Raw genomic sequence first — 15732 nt, 5'->3', positions numbered from 1 at the left:
AGGCGACCGATCGCGGCGACCGATCGCGGCGACCGATCGCGCCGCGCCCCCCGGCCGCCCGTCAGCGCCAGATCGGCTGCGAGTCGATCCAGTTGCGGGCATTCTTCGACAGCGTCACCTGCGAGACGCCGCCGCAGACCGGGAGCCGGACGACGATCTGGTTGACCTTGTCGTTGTTGCGGGAGGCGGAATTCAGGAGATAGATGAACTCCGCGTCGCGCTCGATCTCCTCGTAGCGGGAGACGGTGAGGTTGCTGTAAACGGGGAGATCGAACCAATCGCTGCCCCGGCGCTGGAAGGCGCCGCCCGCGTACAGGTAGACGTCGGAATACTTCAGGCAGTAGGGCACGCCGAGGGCGCGGGCGGCGGAGACCCAGGCCGGCGGGCCGGCCGTGGCGGCGAGCGCCGTCAGGGCGAGCACGCCGAGGCCGGCCCAGACCTCTCGACGTCCGAGCCAGCGGCCCATGGCGCGAAGCCGACCCGGACGGGGGTGCGACACGGTGTCGATCGCTGGGCTCATCATGTTCATCCTCGCCTGGTCACGACCGAGATCGCCGATGTATTCCGCAGCATCTTACCGGGCCGACCTGCCCGAGAGACGAACGGCCTAGACGCAATTTTATCGGATGAGCTATATACAACCTGAGATTTTACATCTTTCGGTGTCGGCAGGCTGGGCAACTCGTCGGGGGCGGACGGTCCGGGCTCATCGCAGAAAATAGTACCATGTTGTTGACGGAATCTTTCCTATCGAGGATCGGCGCAGCATCGATTCGGCAGATTGCCCGAAGCAGACGTCCAAGCCTTCCCCTGGGGCGCCCGGCAGCGACGCGGGAATTTCTCGAACAGCACCCGCTCCGCGCGGCGGTTTGGAGCGCAACCGCGGCCTCGCGTGAGGCGAGGGCAACCGACGAGGGCGTCGGGTCACACGCCATCCGGTTGATGGCTTCGCCATCTCCCATGTCGGCAATGCGGATGTCGGATCACGGCTCCTGGCCGGCGCCCGGCAGCCCTGCCTGAGCTCGGGATCTCTCCCGTCGTTGCGTCCGCCGGCCGGACGGGCGGCGCCCGGGGCGAGCGCGTTCCGACGCGCTCGAACGCTGTGCCGGCCTCCGGGCCGGGGGCCGCTCCCGGACCTCCTGCGGATGGCGGCGCAGGGGCGGGCCCGCTCACGCCGCGGGGCGTCGACCTCGTCCGGCCCCGCACCGGGTGGGACGGCCCGGGAATCGGGCTCGCCCGTCAGGCCCGATCCGCCGGGGCGGGCCGCGCTCGGTGCGGCGCCCGCACGGAGGGGGCGCCGCGCCGGGCGATCTCCGAACCGATGGTCCGGGCCCCGCGTCACTCCACCTCGGGCTCGATCTTGTCGAGGCCGCCGATGTGCTTCTGGGCGTAGAGCGGCAGGCCGATCTGCTGGATCAGCTCCAGCTGCGTCTCCAGGAAGTCGATGTGGCCCTCCTCATCCTCGGCGAGGTCCTCGAACAGCACCTTCGAGACGCGATCATTGATCGACTCGGCGTACTGCGCCGCTTCGAGGTAGAGCGCCCGGGCCTCGTTCTCGGCCGCGAGGTCGCACTCGATGATCTCCTGCACGTTCTGCCCGATCTTCAGCGGATCGAGCTCCTGCAGGTTCGGGAAGCCCTCAAGGAACAGGATACGATCGATGAACCGGTCAGCATGGTTCATCTCTTCGATCGACTCTTTGCGCCAGTACTTGGCGAGCTCGATGTAACCCCAGTCGTTCAGCATGCGGAAATGCAGCCAGTACTGGCTCACGGCGGTCAGCTCGCTGCGCAGGCCGCGGTTCAGGTACTCGATGACCTTCGGATCGCCCTTCATCCCATCCCTCCTCAGACTCGCGCCGACGCTGCCTCTCCGGAAACCCGCCCGGCCGATCGACGGCTCCCCCCACATGGCACGGCGCGGGCGAACAGCCAAGACACTTTCTTAGAATAGTTCTAAGTATGGCCCCGCCGTTCAGGCCCCGATCGGCGCGCCGGCACCCGCCGGCGCGGCCTCGCCGCGCCGGCCGTCCCCGGCCTCCCGCGCGACCGCGCCGGGCAAGGCCCCGCCCCGGGGCGGGGCCTTGATGCGGTACCAGCCGACGTAGAGGGCGGGCAGGAAGAACAGGGTCAGGAAGGTCGCCGCCACGATGCCGCCGATCATCGCGTAGGCCATCGGCCCCCAGAACACCTCGCGGGCGATCGGGATCATGCCGAGGCTCGCCGCCGCCGCGGTGAGCAGGATCGGCCGCATCCGGTGGCAGGTCGCCTCCACGACGGCGTCCCAGGGCGCCATGCCCTGCGCCTCGTACGCGTCGATCTGGGTGACCAGGATCACCGAGTTGCGGATGATGATGCCGATCAGCGCCAGCACGCCGAGGATCGCCACGAAGCCGAGCGGCGCGCCGGAGGGCAGCAGCGCCGCCACGACGCCGATGAGGCCGAGCGGGGCCACGCTCGCCACCAGCAGCGTCTTCTGCACGCTCTGGAGCTGCACCATCAGCAGGAAAGCCATGACCAGGAGCATCACCGGCACCACGGCCGCGATCGGCCCCTGGCCCTTGGCGCTCTCCTCGACCGCCCCGCCGATCTCCAGGTCGTAGCCGTCGGGCAGACCGGCCTTGAACCGGTCGATCGCCGGCTGGAGCGCCTTGACGACCGTGGGGGGCTGGGTGTCGTCCGTGATCGCGGCGCGCACCGTGATGGTGGGCTGGCGGTCGCGCCGCCAGACGATCGGCTGCTCCAGGTCGTAGCCGATGCGCGCGAAGGCGAGCAGCGGCACGGTGGCGCCGTTGGCGAGAGGGACCTGCAGGCTCTGGAGCGTGTCGATCGAGCGCCGCTCGGCGGCGAGCGCGCGGCCGACCACGTCGACGAGGTAGATCGCGTCGCGCACCTGCGTGATGGCCGTGCCCCCGACGATGCCGTTCAGGATCGTGGCGATGTCCTTCGAGGTCACGCCGAGCTGGCGGGCCTTGTCCTGCAGGATCTCGACCTTGAGCACCTTGCCGGGCTCGTTCCAGTCGAAGGTCGGCACGCCGAGGCTCGGATGGCCGCCCAGAATGGCCGCGAGGGCGAGGGCCTGCTGGCGCACGACCTGGAGGTCGGGGCCGCCGATCCGGTACTGGATCGGGCGGCCGACCGGCGGCCCGAGATCGAGGGGGTGCACGAAGACGTCGGTGCCCACGAAGTCGCGGCGGCCGAGCGCGGCGAGCCGCGCCATGGTGCGGTCGCGCGCCTCCAGGGACGTCGTCTCGATCACGATCTGCCCGAAGAAGGCGTTGCCGAGCTGCTGGTCGAGGGGAAGGTAGAAGCGGATCGCCCCCTGGCCGACATAGGAGCTCCAGTGCCGGATGTCGGGATCGTCCTTCAGGGCGGCCTCGAAGCGGTCCATCTGCGCCCTGGTCTCGCCGATGCTCGCGTTCTGCGGCAGGGTGAGGTCGACCAGCACCTCGTTGCGGTCCGAGGAGGGGAAGAACTGCTGCTGCACGTGGCCCAGGCCGACGACCGAGGCGGCGAGCAGACCGATCGTGGCCGCCACCGTGATCCAGCGCAAGCGCATCGCCGGGACGAGCAGGGCCCGGAACACGGTGAGCAGCCGGCTGGGCCGGTCGTGGTGGGACTTCATGGTCTTCGGCAGGATTTTCACGCCGATGAGGGGCGCGAACAGAACCGCCACCACCCAGGAGACCAGGAGCGAGGTCGCCAGCACCACGAAGAGCGAGTAGGTGTACTCGCCTGCCGCCGAGCCGTTGAAGCCGATCGGCAGGAAGCCCGCTACCGTGACGAGCGTGCCGGTGAGCATCGGGAAGGCGGTCGAGGTGTAGGCGAAGGTCGCCGCCTTGGTCAGGCTGTCACCGGCCTCCAGCCGCGCCACCATCATCTCCACCGTGATCATCGCGTCGTCGACGAGCAGCCCGAGCGCGATGATCAGGGCGCCGAGCGAGATGCGCTGCAGCGTCACCCCCATCGCGTCCATGATCACGAACACGATGGCGAGGACCAGCGGGATCGAGAGCGAGACGACGAGGCCGGCCCGCAGGCCGAGGCTCAGGAAGGAGACGACGAGCACGATCACCACGGCCTCGACCAGCGCCTTGGTGAAGCCGCCGACCGCCTCCTCGACGATCTTCGGCTGGTCCGAGACGAGGTGGATGCCGACGCCGACCGGCAATTCGCCCTCGATCCGGCGCATCTGCGCCTTCAGCGCCTCGCCGAATTCGAGGATGTTGCCGCTCGGCTGCATGGCGATCGCGAGGGCGATGGCGGGCTGCCCGTTGTAGCGGAAGAGCGTCTCGGGCGGGTCGGTGTAGCCGCGGTGGATCTCCGCCACGTCGGAGAGGCGGAAGAAGCGGTCGTTGAGGCGCAGGTTGATCGCCCTCAGGCTGTTCTCGTCCGCGAACTGGCCGCCGACCCGCACCGACACCCGCTCGGGATCGGCCTGGATCACGCCCGAGGGCTCGACGGCGTTCTGCGCCTGCAGCGTGTTGATCACGCTCTGCATGTCGATCCCGAGGGCGGCGAGCTTGCGGGTCGAGAAGTCGAGGAAGATGACCTCGTCCTGCGCGCCCACGATCTCGATCTTGCCGATGTTCCTCACCTTGAGGATGCTGGTGCGGGCGGATTCGACGTAGTCGCGCAGCTGGCGCATCGAGAGGCCGTCCGCCGTGAAGGCGTAGACGTTGCCGAACACGTCGCCGAACTCGTCGTTGTAGAACGGCCCCTGCACGCCCTGCGGGAACTGAGCCTTGATGTCGCCGATCCGCTTGCGGACCTGGTAGAACAGCCACGGTATGGTCTTGGGCGGCGTGGTCTCGCGCAGCTGCACGAAGACGGTGGTCTGGCCCGGCGTCGTGTAGCTGCGGGTGTAGTCCACCGCGTTGATCTGCTGGACCTCCTTCTCGATGCGGTCGGTGATCTGCTCGAGGGTCTCGCCGATGGTGGCGCCGGGCCAGCGCGCCTGCACCACCATGGTCTTGATGGCGAAGGCGGGATCCTCCTCGCGGCCGAGGCGCTCGTAGGCCATGGCCCCGGCCACGATGGAGATCGCCATCAGGAACCAGACGAAGGAGCGGTGCGCGAGCGCCCATTCGGAGAGGTTGAAGGAGGTCATCGGCGCGTCCTGGATCGGGGCCGCCGCGGCCCGCCCAGGGGCGGGAGGCCGCGCGGCGCGGGGAGGGGATGAGGTTCGGCGCGCCGGGCCCCGGGCCCCGCGCGCCTGATGCCGGATGGCCGCGCGGCCGCGCCGCACGGCGTCATCCGACATCCGACGGATTGCGTCGCCATGCGGATGTCGGCGTCGCTCACGCGCCGCGCGGGCTTGGCATCCGCTGTCCGGACGTGATCGTCCGGAAAGCAGATCACAGCCCGGCCTCGGGCAGCCGCACGGCCTGGCCCTCCTTCAGGCTGTGCACGCCCGCGACGACGACCCGCTCGCCGGCCGCGAGCCCCTCGCCCACGAAGACCCGGTCCCCGGCCCGCCCGACCAGCGTCACGTCCCGGCGCCGGACCGACTTGCCGTCCGCCGCCACGACCCAGACCGCGGGGCGGCCCTCCGGGTCGAGGAGGGCCGTGGAGGGGAGGGGGATGCGGGGGCGATCCGCCGCTCCAGCGCGACCGTCACGGTGGTGCCGAGGCGGAAGGCGGGGGAGGGGTCGACCAGCGTCATGCGTACGCGCCGGGTGCGGGTGGACGCCTCGGCGAGCGGCCCGATCTCCCGCACCCGGCCCCGCGCCGTGAGGCCGGGCGCGGAGAGCAGCGTCACCGTGAAGACCGCCTCGCGCGGCACCTCGCCCATCAGCGCGTCCGGGATGTCGACGACGGCCTCGCGGATGTCGGGCCGCGCCACCGTGACCACCGCCTGCCCGGCCGGCACGACCTGCCCGACCTCGGCGCTCCAGGCGGTGACGACGCCGTCGAAATCGGCGGTGAGCGTCGCGTAGCCGAGTTCGTCCTCCGCCTTCTGGAGGGCCGCCCTGACCTGGGCGAGGCGCGCGGTGGCGGTGTCGCGGGCGGCGACCGCGGCGTCGAGCTGGGCCTGCGTCACCGCGCTGCCGTTCTCGAACAGGGTGCGCTGGCGGCTCTCGGCCGCGGTGGTGTTCTGGACCTGGGCCTGCGCATCCGCCACGTCGGCCCGGGCCCGCAGCAGGGCGAATTGCTGCACCGTGGGATCGAGGGCGGCGAGCCGCGTGCCCTTGGCGACGAGGTCCCCGACATAGACGTCGCGGGCGACGATGCGGCCGCCGATGCGGAAGCCCATCTGGGTCTGGTAGCGCGGCTCCACCGTGCCCGCGAAGGGGCCGAAGGTCTCGCTCGCCTGGCGCTCCGCCGCCACGGCGAGGACGGGGCGCACGGGCGGGGGCGCCTCGGCCTTCTCCTGCTGGCAGCCGGCGAGCGCCAGGAGCGCGGCGGTGAGGAGCGCGGCGGTGAGGAGGAGGGGCCTCACGGCGCGCCCTCCCCGGCGGCGGCGACGCGCTGGCCCGGGCGCAGGAACTGGATCCCCGCGGTGACGACCTGCTCGCCCGCCTCGACGCCCCCGGCCAGCACGATGGCGGAGCCGGCGTAGCGGGCGATCTCGACCGGCCTCGGCGTCACCGTGCCGGAGCCCGGATCGAGCACCCAGACGGCGGGCGCGTCCTTCCAGCGGAAGAGCGCGCTCCAGGGCAGGGTCACGGCCTGCCGCGGCCGGAAGCGCCCGCGCCCGAGCACGACCGCGCCCAGGCTCATCTCGGGCGGCACGGAATCGAGGCCGATCCTCACCCGCACGCCGCCGGTGCCGGGGTCGATGGTCGGCGAGATCTCCCGCACCGCGCCGGTGGTGCGGATGCGCGGATCGGCCTGCAGGCTGATCTCGATCCTGCCGCCCGCCGGCGGGGTGGTCAGCAGGGTCTCGGGCACGATGAAGACCGCGTCGCGGGGGCCGTCATGCGCCAGGGTGAACACGGTCTGGCCCGAGGAGACGACCTGCCCGGCCTCGGCGTTGCGGGCCGTGATGATGCCGGCGACCCCGGCCCGCAGCTCCGTGTAGGTGAATTGCTCCCGGGCCGAGCCGAGGGCGGCGCGGGCCGAATCGACCGAGGCCTGGCTGGTGCGCAGCTGCTGCTCGGCCTGGTCGTAGCTGCTGCGGGTCGTGTAGCCGCTGCGCATGAGCGCCTGCTGGCGCTCGAAATTCACCTTGGCCTGGGTCAGCAGCGCCTCCGCCGAGGACAGGGCCGCCTCGGCGGTCTCGACGTTGACCCGCTGCTCCTGCGGTTCGAGCCGGGCCAGCACCTGGTCGGCCCCCACGTGGTCGCCGACCTCGGCGAGGCGCTCGGCGATCTTGCCGGTCACGCGGAACGCGACGGTGCTGAGGAACTTGGCCTGGACGTCGCCGGACAGCACGACCTCGCCCGCCACGTCGGTGCGGGCGGCCGTGACGGTCTTGACGGCGGCGAGCGAGGGCGGCGGCGTCGCGTCGGCCGGGGCGCCGGCCGCCGCGGCGGGGCCGAGCGCCGCGCCCGCGAGGAGCGCCGCGCGAATCAGGCGAAGCATGGGGAGGAGCGGCATGGGAACGAAGGCTCCATGGGTGGCGGCCCACCGGAACGGCATGCGGCGATTCGTTTGAGAGTCTTGTCGGTGCATGGTTTTTCCGGCGAGCCCGGGACCGCGTCGGCGCATGATGCCGAGGCGGAGAACCGTGAAGGAGCGGCCGCGAGGGGGCGGAGCGGCCGCTCCTTCCAGGCCCCCTGGCGACCTTACGTCAACCGGAGACCTGTCGCGAGCCCCGCGCGGGGCAAGGATGTTCGTGGCGAAGCGGCGCCGCGCTCCTCGAACGGGGGACGGCTCTTGCTCTTCGCGGCGCCTTGGTACTAGTGACTGACTGGTTGGTCAATAGGGGGAGCGATGGAGGCGGCACGGCACGGGCCGCGGCAGCGGCGCAAGGAGGCCCGTCCGGGGGAGATCCTGGACGCGGCCTTCGAAGAATTCGCCCGCAGGGGCTACGCGGCGACGCGCCTCGACGACGTGGCGGCCCGCGCCGGCATCACCAAGGGCACGATCTACGTCTACTTCCCGAGCAAGGAGGACCTGTTCGTCGCCACCTTCAAGGAGATGGTGCGCCCGACGATGGAGAACATCGCGGCCCTGACGCACGCGCCGCAGGGCACCGCGATGGACATCCTGCGCGCGCATTTCCGCTTCGTCTACGACCACATGGTGGCAGACCGGCGGGGCCGGGAATTGCTGCGCCTGCTGATGGCGGAGGCCGGCCGCTTCCCGAGCCTGGCGGAGCGCTGGCACGACGAGGTGATCGGCCCGGCGGTGGAGCGGATGCGGGCGGTGATGCGCTACGGCGTCGCGCGCGGCGAGTTCCGCCCGGGCGTCGAGGAGGCCTATCCGCACCTGCTGTTCTCGCCGGTGATGATGGCCTCGACCTGGCTCAGCCTGTTCGGGGAGGCGCACCCGCTCGAGCTTCAGGGCTACTACGCGGCCCATCTCGACATGATGCGGCGCGCCCTGTGCATCGCCGCGTGAAGCGCCGATCCCGTCGCGGTCAGGTCGGCGCCTCCGGCCCGCCCGCCTCCTCCTGCAGGGCGCGCAGCACGAAGACCCGGATCGCCGAGGAGAGGTTCTGCCCCGCGCGCCCGGCGTCGATGCGCCCGATCAGCGCCGGGACGGAGAGGCCGCGCGCCCGCGCGAGCCGCTGGAGCGCCTCCCAGAACGGGTCCTCCAGCGACACGCTGGTGCGGTGCCCGGCGATCATCACCGAGCGCTTGCGCAGGCCGGCCGCCGATCCCGTCATTCCGACGGATCGGTCACCCCGGGCCGGTCCTCGGGCGGGCCCTCGAGCCGGTGGCCCTCGTGGCGGGCGGTCTCGATCGCGCGGCGGGACTCGGCGAGCGTCCGCGCGGCCTTCGGCCGCCCGAAGGCGACGCGGTTCTCCTCCGCCCTCGCCTCCTCGGTCTGCCGGGCCCGGGCCTTGCGGGCCCGGCGCAGGTTGATGATCTCGGCCATCGGCTACTCCGCGCTCGGCGCCAGCATCGTCTCGGGCCGCACCACGGCGTCGAACTGCTCGGCCGTGACGTAGCCGAGGCGCAGCGCCTCCTCCTTGAGCGTAGTGCCGTTCTTGTGGGCGGTCTTGGCGATCTCGGCGGCCTTGTCGTAGCCGATCGTCGGCGCGAGCGCGGTCACCAGCATCAGCGAGCGGCTCATCAGGTCGGCGATGCGGTCGTGGTTCGGCTTGATCCCGACGACGCAATTGTCCGCGAAGCTCACCGCCGCGTCGGCCAGGAGGCGCACCGATTGCAGCACCGCGTTGGCGATGACCGGCTTGAACACGTTGAGCTCGAAATGGCCCTGGCTGCCCGCCACCGAGACGGTGGTGCCGTTGCCGATCACCTGGGCGCAGACCATGGTCATCGCCTCGGCCTGGGTCGGGTTGACCTTGCCGGGCATGATCGAGGAGCCGGGCTCGTTCTCGGGCAGCGAGATCTCGCCGAGGCCGGAGCGCGGGCCGGAGCCCATCAGGCGGATGTCGTTGGCGATCTTGAACAGGCCGCTCGCCAGGCTGGTGAGCGCCCCCTGGGCGAAGACGAGCGCGTCGTGGGTGGCGAGGGCCTCGAACTTGTTCTGCGCCGAGGTGAAGGGCAGGCCGGTCAGCTCCGCCACCTTGGCGGCGAAGCGCTCGGCGAAGTCCGGATGGGCGTTGAGGCCGGTGCCGACCGCGGTGCCGCCCTGGGCGAGGGCCAGCACGCCGGGCAGCGCCGCCCCGACGCGCGCGCCGCCGAGGGCCACCTGGGCGGCGTAGCCGGAGAATTCCTGGCCGAGCGTGACCGGGGTCGCGTCCTGCAGGTGGGTGCGGCCGATCTTGACGATCCCGGCGAAGTCCTGCGCCTTGGCGTCGAGGGCCGCGTGCAGGTGGTGGAGCGCCGGCATCAGCCGGTCGCTGATCTCGCGGGCCACCGCGATGTGCATCGCGGTCGGGAACGTGTCGTTCGAGGATTGGCCGCGGTTGACGTGGTCGTTCGGGTGCACCGGCGACTTGCCGCCGCGCTGCCCGCCGAGCCGCTCGTTGGCGAGGCTCGCGATCACCTCGTTGGCGTTCATGTTCGACTGCGTGCCCGAGCCGGTCTGCCAGACCACCAGCGGGAACTCGCCGTCGTGGCGCCCCTCGACCACCTCGGCGGAGGCGGCCGCGATGGCCTCGGCGAGCCGCGGCTCCAGCACGCCGAGGTCGCGGTTCACGAGCGCCGCCGCCTGCTTCACGAGGCCGAGGGCGTGCACAAGCGGGGCGGGCATGCGCTCCGTGCCGATGCGGAAATTCTGGATCGAGCGCTGGGTCTGCGCCCCCCAGTAGCGGTCGGCCGGGACTTCGATCGGCCCGAACGTGTCGGATTCCGTGCGGGTGGCTTTCTCGGTCGGCGACATCGTGGCCCTCTTTGGCAGAGCGAAACGGCGCCTACTTAAGCCAAAGATCCGCCTTGCGCGATGCCGGATCCGCGCGAGGCCGCCCCCAGCATGACAGGAGACAGGATCTGTCAGACGCCGTGATAGAGGCCCGCCCTCCCCAGGCTCCCTTCCGTCCGGCGGTGCCCCGCCCGCGCACGGAGCCGATGGACCTGTTCGCCTTCCTGCGCGCCGCGCGGGCGAATCCCCTCACCACGTGGTTCCGGGAGCATTTCGAGCACCTGATCGTGACGGGGGAGGGGGCGCTCGGGCGGATCACCGTGGTGAGCGACCCGGCCGCGATCCGGCACATCCTGGTCGACAACGCCGCCAATTACCGCAAGGACGACCTCCAGCGCCGCGTCCTGGCGCCGGGCCTGGGCAACGGGCTGCTCACCGCCGAGGGCGAGGAGTGGCGCCTGCAGCGGCGCACGCTGGCGCCGATCTTCTCCGCCCGCCACGTGGCGGGCTTCCAGGCGCCGATGAGCGAGGCGGCGGCGGTGCTCGCCCGGCGCCTCGCGCGGCGCGACGGGCAGGCGGTGGACGTGGCCCTGGAGATGACCCGGGTCACCCTCGACGTGCTGGAGCGGACGATCTTCACGCACGGGCTGCCGCGCGACCCCGACGCGCTCGGGCGGGCGATCACCCGCTACTTCGAGGCGCTCGGGCCGATCGACCCCCTCGACGTGTTCGGGATGCCCGACTGGGTGCCGCGGATCGGGCGGCTGCGGGCGCGGCCGGCCCTGCGCTTCTTCGCCGAGGTGGTGGACGAGCTGATCGCGCGGCGCCGGGCGCTGCTCGCGGCGGGCGAGGCGCCGCACGACCTGATGACGCTGCTCCTGCGGGCGCAGGACCCCGAGACGGGGCAGGGCCTCTCGGACCTGGAGGTGAAGGCCAACATCGTGACCTTCATCGGGGCCGGCCACGAGACCACCGCCAACGCGCTGACCTGGACGCTCTACTGCCTGTCGCAGGACGAGGCCTCCCGCGCCCGGGCCGAGGCCGAGATCGACGCGGCCTTCGCGGCCGAGGCGCAGCCGCGCGCCGACGCCTTCCCGTTCACGCGGGCGGCCCTGGAGGAGGCGATCCGGCTCTTCCCGCCGGTGCCCTTCATGAGCCGGCAGGCGATCGCCGACGACCGACTCGGGCGGATCAAGATCCCGCGCGGCTCGCTGGTGACGGTGGCGCCCTACGTGCTGCACCGCCACCGCCGCCTGTGGGACGATCCGGACGCCTACCGGCCGGAGCGGTTCCTGCCCGAGTTCCGCGGCCGGATCGACCGCTACGCCTACCTGCCGTTCGGGGCGGGGCCGCGGGTCTGCATCGGGATGAGCTTCTCGCTGATGGAGGCGACGCTGGTGCTGGCGCATCTCCTGCGCGCCGTGCGCCTCGACCGCTCGCCGGAGGCCGGGCCGGTGGTGCCCCTGCACCGGGTCACGCTGCGGCCGCGGGACGGCATGCGGATGCGGGTGACGCGGCGGGAATCCGGCCGGTAGGGGGCGCCGAGCCGCGGGGGCCGCAGAGCCGCCCGGGGGGTTCCAAGACCACCGGTCATTTCTCATGACCGGTGGTGCTGCTCTCGAATGTTCGCCAAGCCTTCGGTTCGCCAAGCCTTCGGTTCGCCAAGCCTTCGGTTCGCCAAGCCTTTGGCTTGAAATCGAAAATACGAGGCGCATCAACGGCTCGATGCGTCCGCATCCTGAGCCGTTGGTATAAAGCACCATGCGCCGAAATGGTCGGCGGTTCGCCGCCGAACCGAAGGACCGCGTCAGCGAAACATGACGCGGCACCAGGAGACCAAGCCGAATGGCCCCATGCGATTCGGCTTGGCCGAGGGAAGCGGGGACCTGCGCCCCGGGGACCCCTGCGCCCCTGCCTCAGCTCTTCTTGCGGAACGCGTCGAGGCTCACCACGGAGGCCCCGCCCTCGGGGGCGGCGGGCTCCTCGGCCGGCTTGGCCGGGGCCTTGGCGGCCTCCTTGCCGGCGGGCTTCGCCTCCGGCTTGTCGGCGCCCAGCATCTTCGGCGCCGCCGCGAGGGCCGGCACCTTCGGGGCCGCCTCGCTCGGCTCGGACCCCGCGCCGCGGATCGCCCGCAGGCTCGCTCCCGGGCTCGCGGCCGGCGCCGCACTCTCCTCGCCCGCCTGCCCCTCGCCCAGTTCGAATTTCAGGCCGAACTGCACCGAGGGGTCGAAGAAGCCCGTCACCGCCTCGAACGGCACCAGAAGCCGCTCGGGGATGCCGGAGAAGGACAGCCCCACCTCGAAGGCGTGCTCGGTCACCCCCAGGTCCCAGAACTGGTGCTGCAGGACGATCGTCATGTCCTGCGGGTACTTCTCGCGCAGGCGCTGGGAGATGCGCACGCCCGGGTAGTCGGTCCGGAACGACACGTAGAAGTGATGCTCGCCCGCGAGCCCGTCGCGGGCCGCGTCGCCGAGAACCTTGCGCACAACGCTGCGCAGGGCGTCCTGCACCAGGAGATCGTAGCGAATCAGATCGTCTGCCATCGGCGGTCGCTTACCCGGTGCCGCATCCATCGGCGAGTCGTGGAAGGGAAAGTGGAGGCTTCTGTTGCCAGGTGCCTCCGAACCCCGCCTATGCGATGCTAACCGCTAGGACTTTGTTTGGTCTTGGGCACCGCTTACGCGGCGACCGCCACCGGAGCATAGTTGTCGTTGGCAACTATTGCATTGGCCCGATAACGGCGGAACCATGCCGAGCGAAAGTCCAACCTTTACGCCCTCGTCGATCCTATTTCGCCCCCGCCGAAGCCCAGCCCGCCGGAACGGGCTGGGCTTGGGTGGAGGCGCCGGGTACCGCCCCCGGGTCCGATAGGTTTATTGCGAAGAACGTTTATCGCCATAGCCGACCTCGCGGCCGGCCTACCGAATATAGAGGCAGGCGCGCCGGTTTTGAAGCCCGTCGATCACCCTTCCCGCTCCCCTGTGGCGGATCCGCCCTTCTCCCCTCCCGCGCCGGGGCGCGAACGCCCCGCCGAGGGGCCCGGCGGCCCCGCGGCGGGGCCCCGCGGCGGCGCCTGGCAGGACCGCAACGCCTGGCGGGACCGCAACGCCTGGCGGGAGCTGGGCGCCGCGGCGCTCCTCGGCCTGCGCCCCCCGCTCTTCCTGGTGGCGGCCGGGCTCCTGGCCTTCGCGCTGGTGGCGGGGGCCGCCCGCCTGCTGCGCCGCGTCGGCCTCTCGGTCTGGGGCTTCCCGTACGCGGGCTTCGACGAGGCCGAGCGCTACGCCCTGACCTTCGCGGTCGTGCCGCTGCCGATCCTCGCCGCCCTGGTGGTCTGGCGGGCGCGGGCGCGCTTCGGGCGGGGCTGGACCGGGGCGCTCGGCCTCGCCGCGCCGCCCCGCGGACCGCTCCTGCCCCTGCTGCTGCTGCTCTGGCCCGGCTTCCAGATCGGCTGGGTCTCGGCCCTCGCGCTCCTCGCCGGCCAGCCCGCCGCGGCGGCGTTCCGGCTGCCCGCGGCGCTCGCCGGCCCGGCCTTCGCGGTCTGGGTGGCGTGGCTCGTGCTCCTGGCGCCGGTGGCCGAGGAGTTGCTGTTCCGGGGCGACCTGTTCGCCCGCGCGGCCGGGCGGCTCGGCCCGGTCGCGGTCGTGCTCCTGAGCGCCGGCCTGTTCGCGCTCAGCCACGGGATCGGCCACGCCGCCCGCCCGCTGAGCGTGCTCCCCCTCGGCCTCGTGCTCGGGTTCGTGCGGCTGCGCACCGGCAGCCTGCCCGCCTGCATCGCCCTGCACGCGGTGAACAACGGCGCGATCGTGCTCGCCATGCTGGCCCTCGCGGTCCCCTGAAAAAGCGGCGCCGCCCGCTCACCCGCGGACGCGGACTGCGCTATCCTGGAGGGCCTCGGAGCACAGCCCATGCGCGCCTATCACGACCTCCTGCGGCGCATCCTCGACGACGGCGTCGAGAAGCACGACCGCACCGGGACCGGCACCCTCTCGGTGTTCGGCCACCAGATGCGCTTCGACCTCGCCGAGGGATTCCCGCTCGTCACCACCAAGCGCCTGCACCTGAAGTCGATCATCCACGAGCTGCTCTGGTTCCTGGCCGGGGACACCAACGTCGCCTACCTGCAGTCGAACGGGGTGACGATCTGGGACGAGTGGGCCGACGAGCACGGCGATCTCGGGCCGGTCTACGGCAAGCAGTGGCGCTCCTGGGCCAAGCCCGACGGCGGCAGCCTCGACCAGATCGCCTGGGTGCTCGACGAGATCCGCCGCAACCCGGATTCCCGCCGCCTCGTGGTCTCGGCCTGGAACCCGGCCGACCTCGACCGCATGGCGCTGGCCCCCTGCCACTGCCTGTTCCAGTTCTACGTCGCGCAGGGCCGCCTCTCCTGCCAGCTCTACCAGCGCTCGGCGGACGCCTTCCTGGGCGTGCCCTTCAACATCGCCTCCTACGCGCTGCTCACCGCCATGATGGCGCAGGTGCTCGACCTTGTCCCGGGCGACTTCGTGCACACGCTCGGCGACGCGCACCTCTACGTGAACCACGTCGCCCAGGCCCGCCAGCAGCTCGCCCGCGACCACCGGCCGCTGCCGCAGCTGCGCCTCAACCCGCAGGTGCGCTCGCTCTTCGATTTCCGCCATGACGACGTGGTCCTGGAGGGCTACGACCCGCATCCGGCGATCCGCGCGCCCGTGGCGGTCTGACCCCGTGCCCCGCGTCACCCTGATCGCCGCGGTCGCGCGCAACGGCGTCATCGGCCGCGACAACGACCTCGCCTGGCGCCTGCGCGGCGACCTGCGGCGCTTCCGCGCCCTCACGATGGGCAAGCCGGTGGTGATGGGCCGCCGGACCTGGGACTCGATTGGCCGGCCGCTTCCCGGCCGGCGGGTCATCGTGATGACCCGCGATCCCGGCTGGTCGGCGCCCGGCGTCGAGACGGCCGCCGGCTGGGACGCGGTGCTCGCCCTCGTCGGGGAGGCCGAGGAGGTGATGGTGGCGGGCGGCGCGCAGATCTACGCCCTGACCCTGCCGCTCGCCGACCGGATCGAACTCACCGAGGTGGCGGCGGCGCCCGAGGGCGACGCGCGCTTCCCCGAGATCCCGGCGGGCCGCTTCCGGGAGGTCGCGAGCGAGGCGCACCCGGCCGGCCCGGAGGACGAGCATCCCTACCGGTTCGTCACCCTCGACCGCCACGTTTGAGCCCGTCCGGGCCATCCGGGCGCCGGGTGCGGCGATGAACCCCCGGCGCCGGGGCGCCGCCCGGGGCCTCGCCCGGTCCCGGGAGGTTGCTTTCCCGCCAAGCGCAGCCGATATCGCTGCGGGGACAGCGTTGACAGCAACTCAAGATGCCGCGCGG

At 71.9% G+C, this 15732-nt stretch carries 13 protein-coding genes, 1 other RNA gene and 1 pseudogene; 5 read left to right on the top strand and 10 right to left on the bottom strand.

The window, feature by feature from the left end; translation table 11 throughout:
- Window positions 1-61 precede the first annotated feature (61 nt).
- The 5 genes and pseudogenes from QA634_RS05480 to QA634_RS05460 form a co-directional block, all read right to left on the bottom strand.
- Window positions 62-520 (bottom strand): hypothetical protein, encoded by a 459-nt coding sequence (locus QA634_RS05480; RefSeq protein ID WP_265576539.1) that lies wholly within the window; start codon window positions 518-520, stop codon window positions 62-64.
- Between the two features lie 818 nt (window positions 521-1338).
- Window positions 1339-1836, bottom strand: a complete 498-nt coding sequence (bfr, locus tag QA634_RS05475) for a bacterioferritin (RefSeq protein WP_012331047.1) — start codon at window positions 1834-1836, stop codon at window positions 1339-1341.
- 138 nt (window positions 1837-1974) lie between these two features.
- The gene (locus QA634_RS05470) at window positions 1975-5109 is read right to left on the bottom strand and encodes an efflux RND transporter permease subunit (protein WP_012331046.1); all 3135 of its coding nucleotides are present in this window, start codon (window positions 5107-5109) and stop codon (window positions 1975-1977) included.
- Between the two features lie 247 nt (window positions 5110-5356).
- Window positions 5357-6441 (bottom strand): annotated as a pseudogene (locus QA634_RS05465) (efflux RND transporter periplasmic adaptor subunit).
- Entirely contained in the window at window positions 6438-7541 is a 1104-nt protein-coding gene (locus QA634_RS05460; protein ID WP_012331044.1) for an efflux RND transporter periplasmic adaptor subunit, read from the bottom strand. The pseudogene QA634_RS05465 and the gene QA634_RS05460 overlap by 4 nt, the downstream one beginning before the upstream one ends.
- Before the next feature lie 336 nt (window positions 7542-7877).
- Between QA634_RS05460 and QA634_RS05455 the strand changes: the two genes are divergently transcribed.
- Window positions 7878-8507 carry a TetR/AcrR family transcriptional regulator gene (locus tag QA634_RS05455; protein WP_012331043.1) on the top strand — a complete coding sequence of 210 codons (630 nt, stop codon included), beginning with the start codon at window positions 7878-7880 and terminating at the stop codon, window positions 8505-8507.
- A 19-nt stretch (window positions 8508-8526) separates the two neighbouring features.
- Here the strand turns inward: QA634_RS05455 and QA634_RS05450 are convergent, their stop codons facing one another.
- Genes QA634_RS05450 through fumC form a run of 3 tightly spaced genes read right to left on the bottom strand, consistent with a single transcriptional unit; the run spans window position 8527 to window position 10400 of the window.
- Window positions 8527-8775: a ribbon-helix-helix domain-containing protein gene (locus tag QA634_RS05450; RefSeq protein ID WP_012331042.1), complete on the bottom strand. Its 249-nt coding sequence runs from the start codon at window positions 8773-8775 to the stop codon at window positions 8527-8529.
- Window positions 8772-8987, bottom strand: coding sequence for a DUF4169 family protein (locus QA634_RS05445; protein ID WP_012331041.1), 216 nt, complete (start codon window positions 8985-8987; stop codon window positions 8772-8774). The genes QA634_RS05450 and QA634_RS05445 overlap by 4 nt, the downstream gene beginning before the upstream one ends.
- 3 nt (window positions 8988-8990) lie before the next feature.
- Window positions 8991-10400, bottom strand: a complete 1410-nt coding sequence (gene fumC, locus QA634_RS05440) for a class II fumarate hydratase (RefSeq protein WP_012331040.1) — start codon at window positions 10398-10400, stop codon at window positions 8991-8993.
- A gap of 185 nt (window positions 10401-10585) precedes the next feature.
- Here fumC and QA634_RS05435 point away from each other — a divergent pair, with 185 nt between their 5' ends.
- Window positions 10586-11914, top strand: coding sequence for a cytochrome P450 (locus tag QA634_RS05435; protein WP_236728785.1), 1329 nt, complete (start codon window positions 10586-10588; stop codon window positions 11912-11914).
- A 381-nt stretch (window positions 11915-12295) separates the two neighbouring features.
- Here QA634_RS05435 and QA634_RS05430 read toward each other — a convergent pair whose 3' ends face one another.
- Window positions 12296-12922 carry an SspB family protein gene (locus QA634_RS05430; protein ID WP_012331038.1) on the bottom strand — a complete coding sequence of 209 codons (627 nt, stop codon included), beginning with the start codon at window positions 12920-12922 and terminating at the stop codon, window positions 12296-12298.
- 50 nt (window positions 12923-12972) lie between these two features.
- Window positions 12973-13336: a transfer-messenger RNA gene (gene ssrA / locus QA634_RS05425) on the bottom strand.
- On the opposite strand from ssrA, the gene QA634_RS05420 reads away from it, so the two are divergent.
- The 3 genes from QA634_RS05420 to QA634_RS05410 all read left to right on the top strand — a co-directional run bounded on the left by QA634_RS05420 (window position 13328) and on the right by QA634_RS05410 (window position 15575).
- On the top strand, window positions 13328-14215 hold the full coding sequence (locus tag QA634_RS05420) for a CPBP family intramembrane glutamic endopeptidase (protein WP_283027312.1): 888 nt from the start codon (window positions 13328-13330) through the stop codon (window positions 14213-14215). The two genes, ssrA and QA634_RS05420, sit on opposite strands and share 9 nt — an antisense overlap.
- 69 nt (window positions 14216-14284) lie before the next feature.
- Window positions 14285-15079, top strand: coding sequence for a thymidylate synthase (locus tag QA634_RS05415; protein ID WP_012331036.1), 795 nt, complete (start codon window positions 14285-14287; stop codon window positions 15077-15079).
- Window positions 15080-15083: 4 nt separating this feature from the next.
- Entirely contained in the window at window positions 15084-15575 is a 492-nt protein-coding gene (locus QA634_RS05410) for a dihydrofolate reductase (RefSeq protein ID WP_012331035.1), read from the top strand.
- The last annotated feature ends 157 nt before the right edge of the window (window positions 15576-15732 follow it).

This window comes from Methylobacterium sp. CB376, assembly GCF_029714205.1.
Taxonomy (GTDB): Bacteria; Pseudomonadota; Alphaproteobacteria; order Rhizobiales; family Beijerinckiaceae; genus Methylobacterium.
This window is presented reverse-complemented; position numbering and strand designations above follow the sequence as displayed.

Excerpts from the sequence above, each read along its gene's own strand:
- QA634_RS05480 (WP_265576539.1), bottom strand. The coding sequence starts at position 520 with ATGAGCCCAGCGATCGACACCGTGTCGCACCCCCGTCCGGGTCGGCTT.
- bfr (WP_012331047.1), bottom strand. The coding sequence starts at position 1,836 with ATGAAGGGCGATCCGAAGGTCATCGAGTACCTGAACCGCGGCCTGCGC.
- QA634_RS05470 (WP_012331046.1), bottom strand. The coding sequence starts at position 5,109 with ATGACCTCCTTCAACCTCTCCGAATGGGCGCTCGCGCACCGCTCCTTC.
- QA634_RS05460 (WP_012331044.1), bottom strand. The coding sequence starts at position 7,541 with ATGCCGCTCCTCCCCATGCTTCGCCTGATTCGCGCGGCGCTCCTCGCG.
- QA634_RS05455 (WP_012331043.1), top strand. The coding sequence starts at position 7,878 with ATGGAGGCGGCACGGCACGGGCCGCGGCAGCGGCGCAAGGAGGCCCGT.
- QA634_RS05450 (WP_012331042.1), bottom strand. The coding sequence starts at position 8,775 with ATGACGGGATCGGCGGCCGGCCTGCGCAAGCGCTCGGTGATGATCGCC.
- QA634_RS05445 (WP_012331041.1), bottom strand. The coding sequence starts at position 8,987 with ATGGCCGAGATCATCAACCTGCGCCGGGCCCGCAAGGCCCGGGCCCGG.
- fumC (WP_012331040.1), bottom strand. The coding sequence starts at position 10,400 with ATGTCGCCGACCGAGAAAGCCACCCGCACGGAATCCGACACGTTCGGG.
- QA634_RS05435 (WP_236728785.1), top strand. The coding sequence starts at position 10,586 with ATGGACCTGTTCGCCTTCCTGCGCGCCGCGCGGGCGAATCCCCTCACC.
- QA634_RS05430 (WP_012331038.1), bottom strand. The coding sequence starts at position 12,922 with ATGGCAGACGATCTGATTCGCTACGATCTCCTGGTGCAGGACGCCCTG.
- QA634_RS05415 (WP_012331036.1), top strand. The coding sequence starts at position 14,285 with ATGCGCGCCTATCACGACCTCCTGCGGCGCATCCTCGACGACGGCGTC.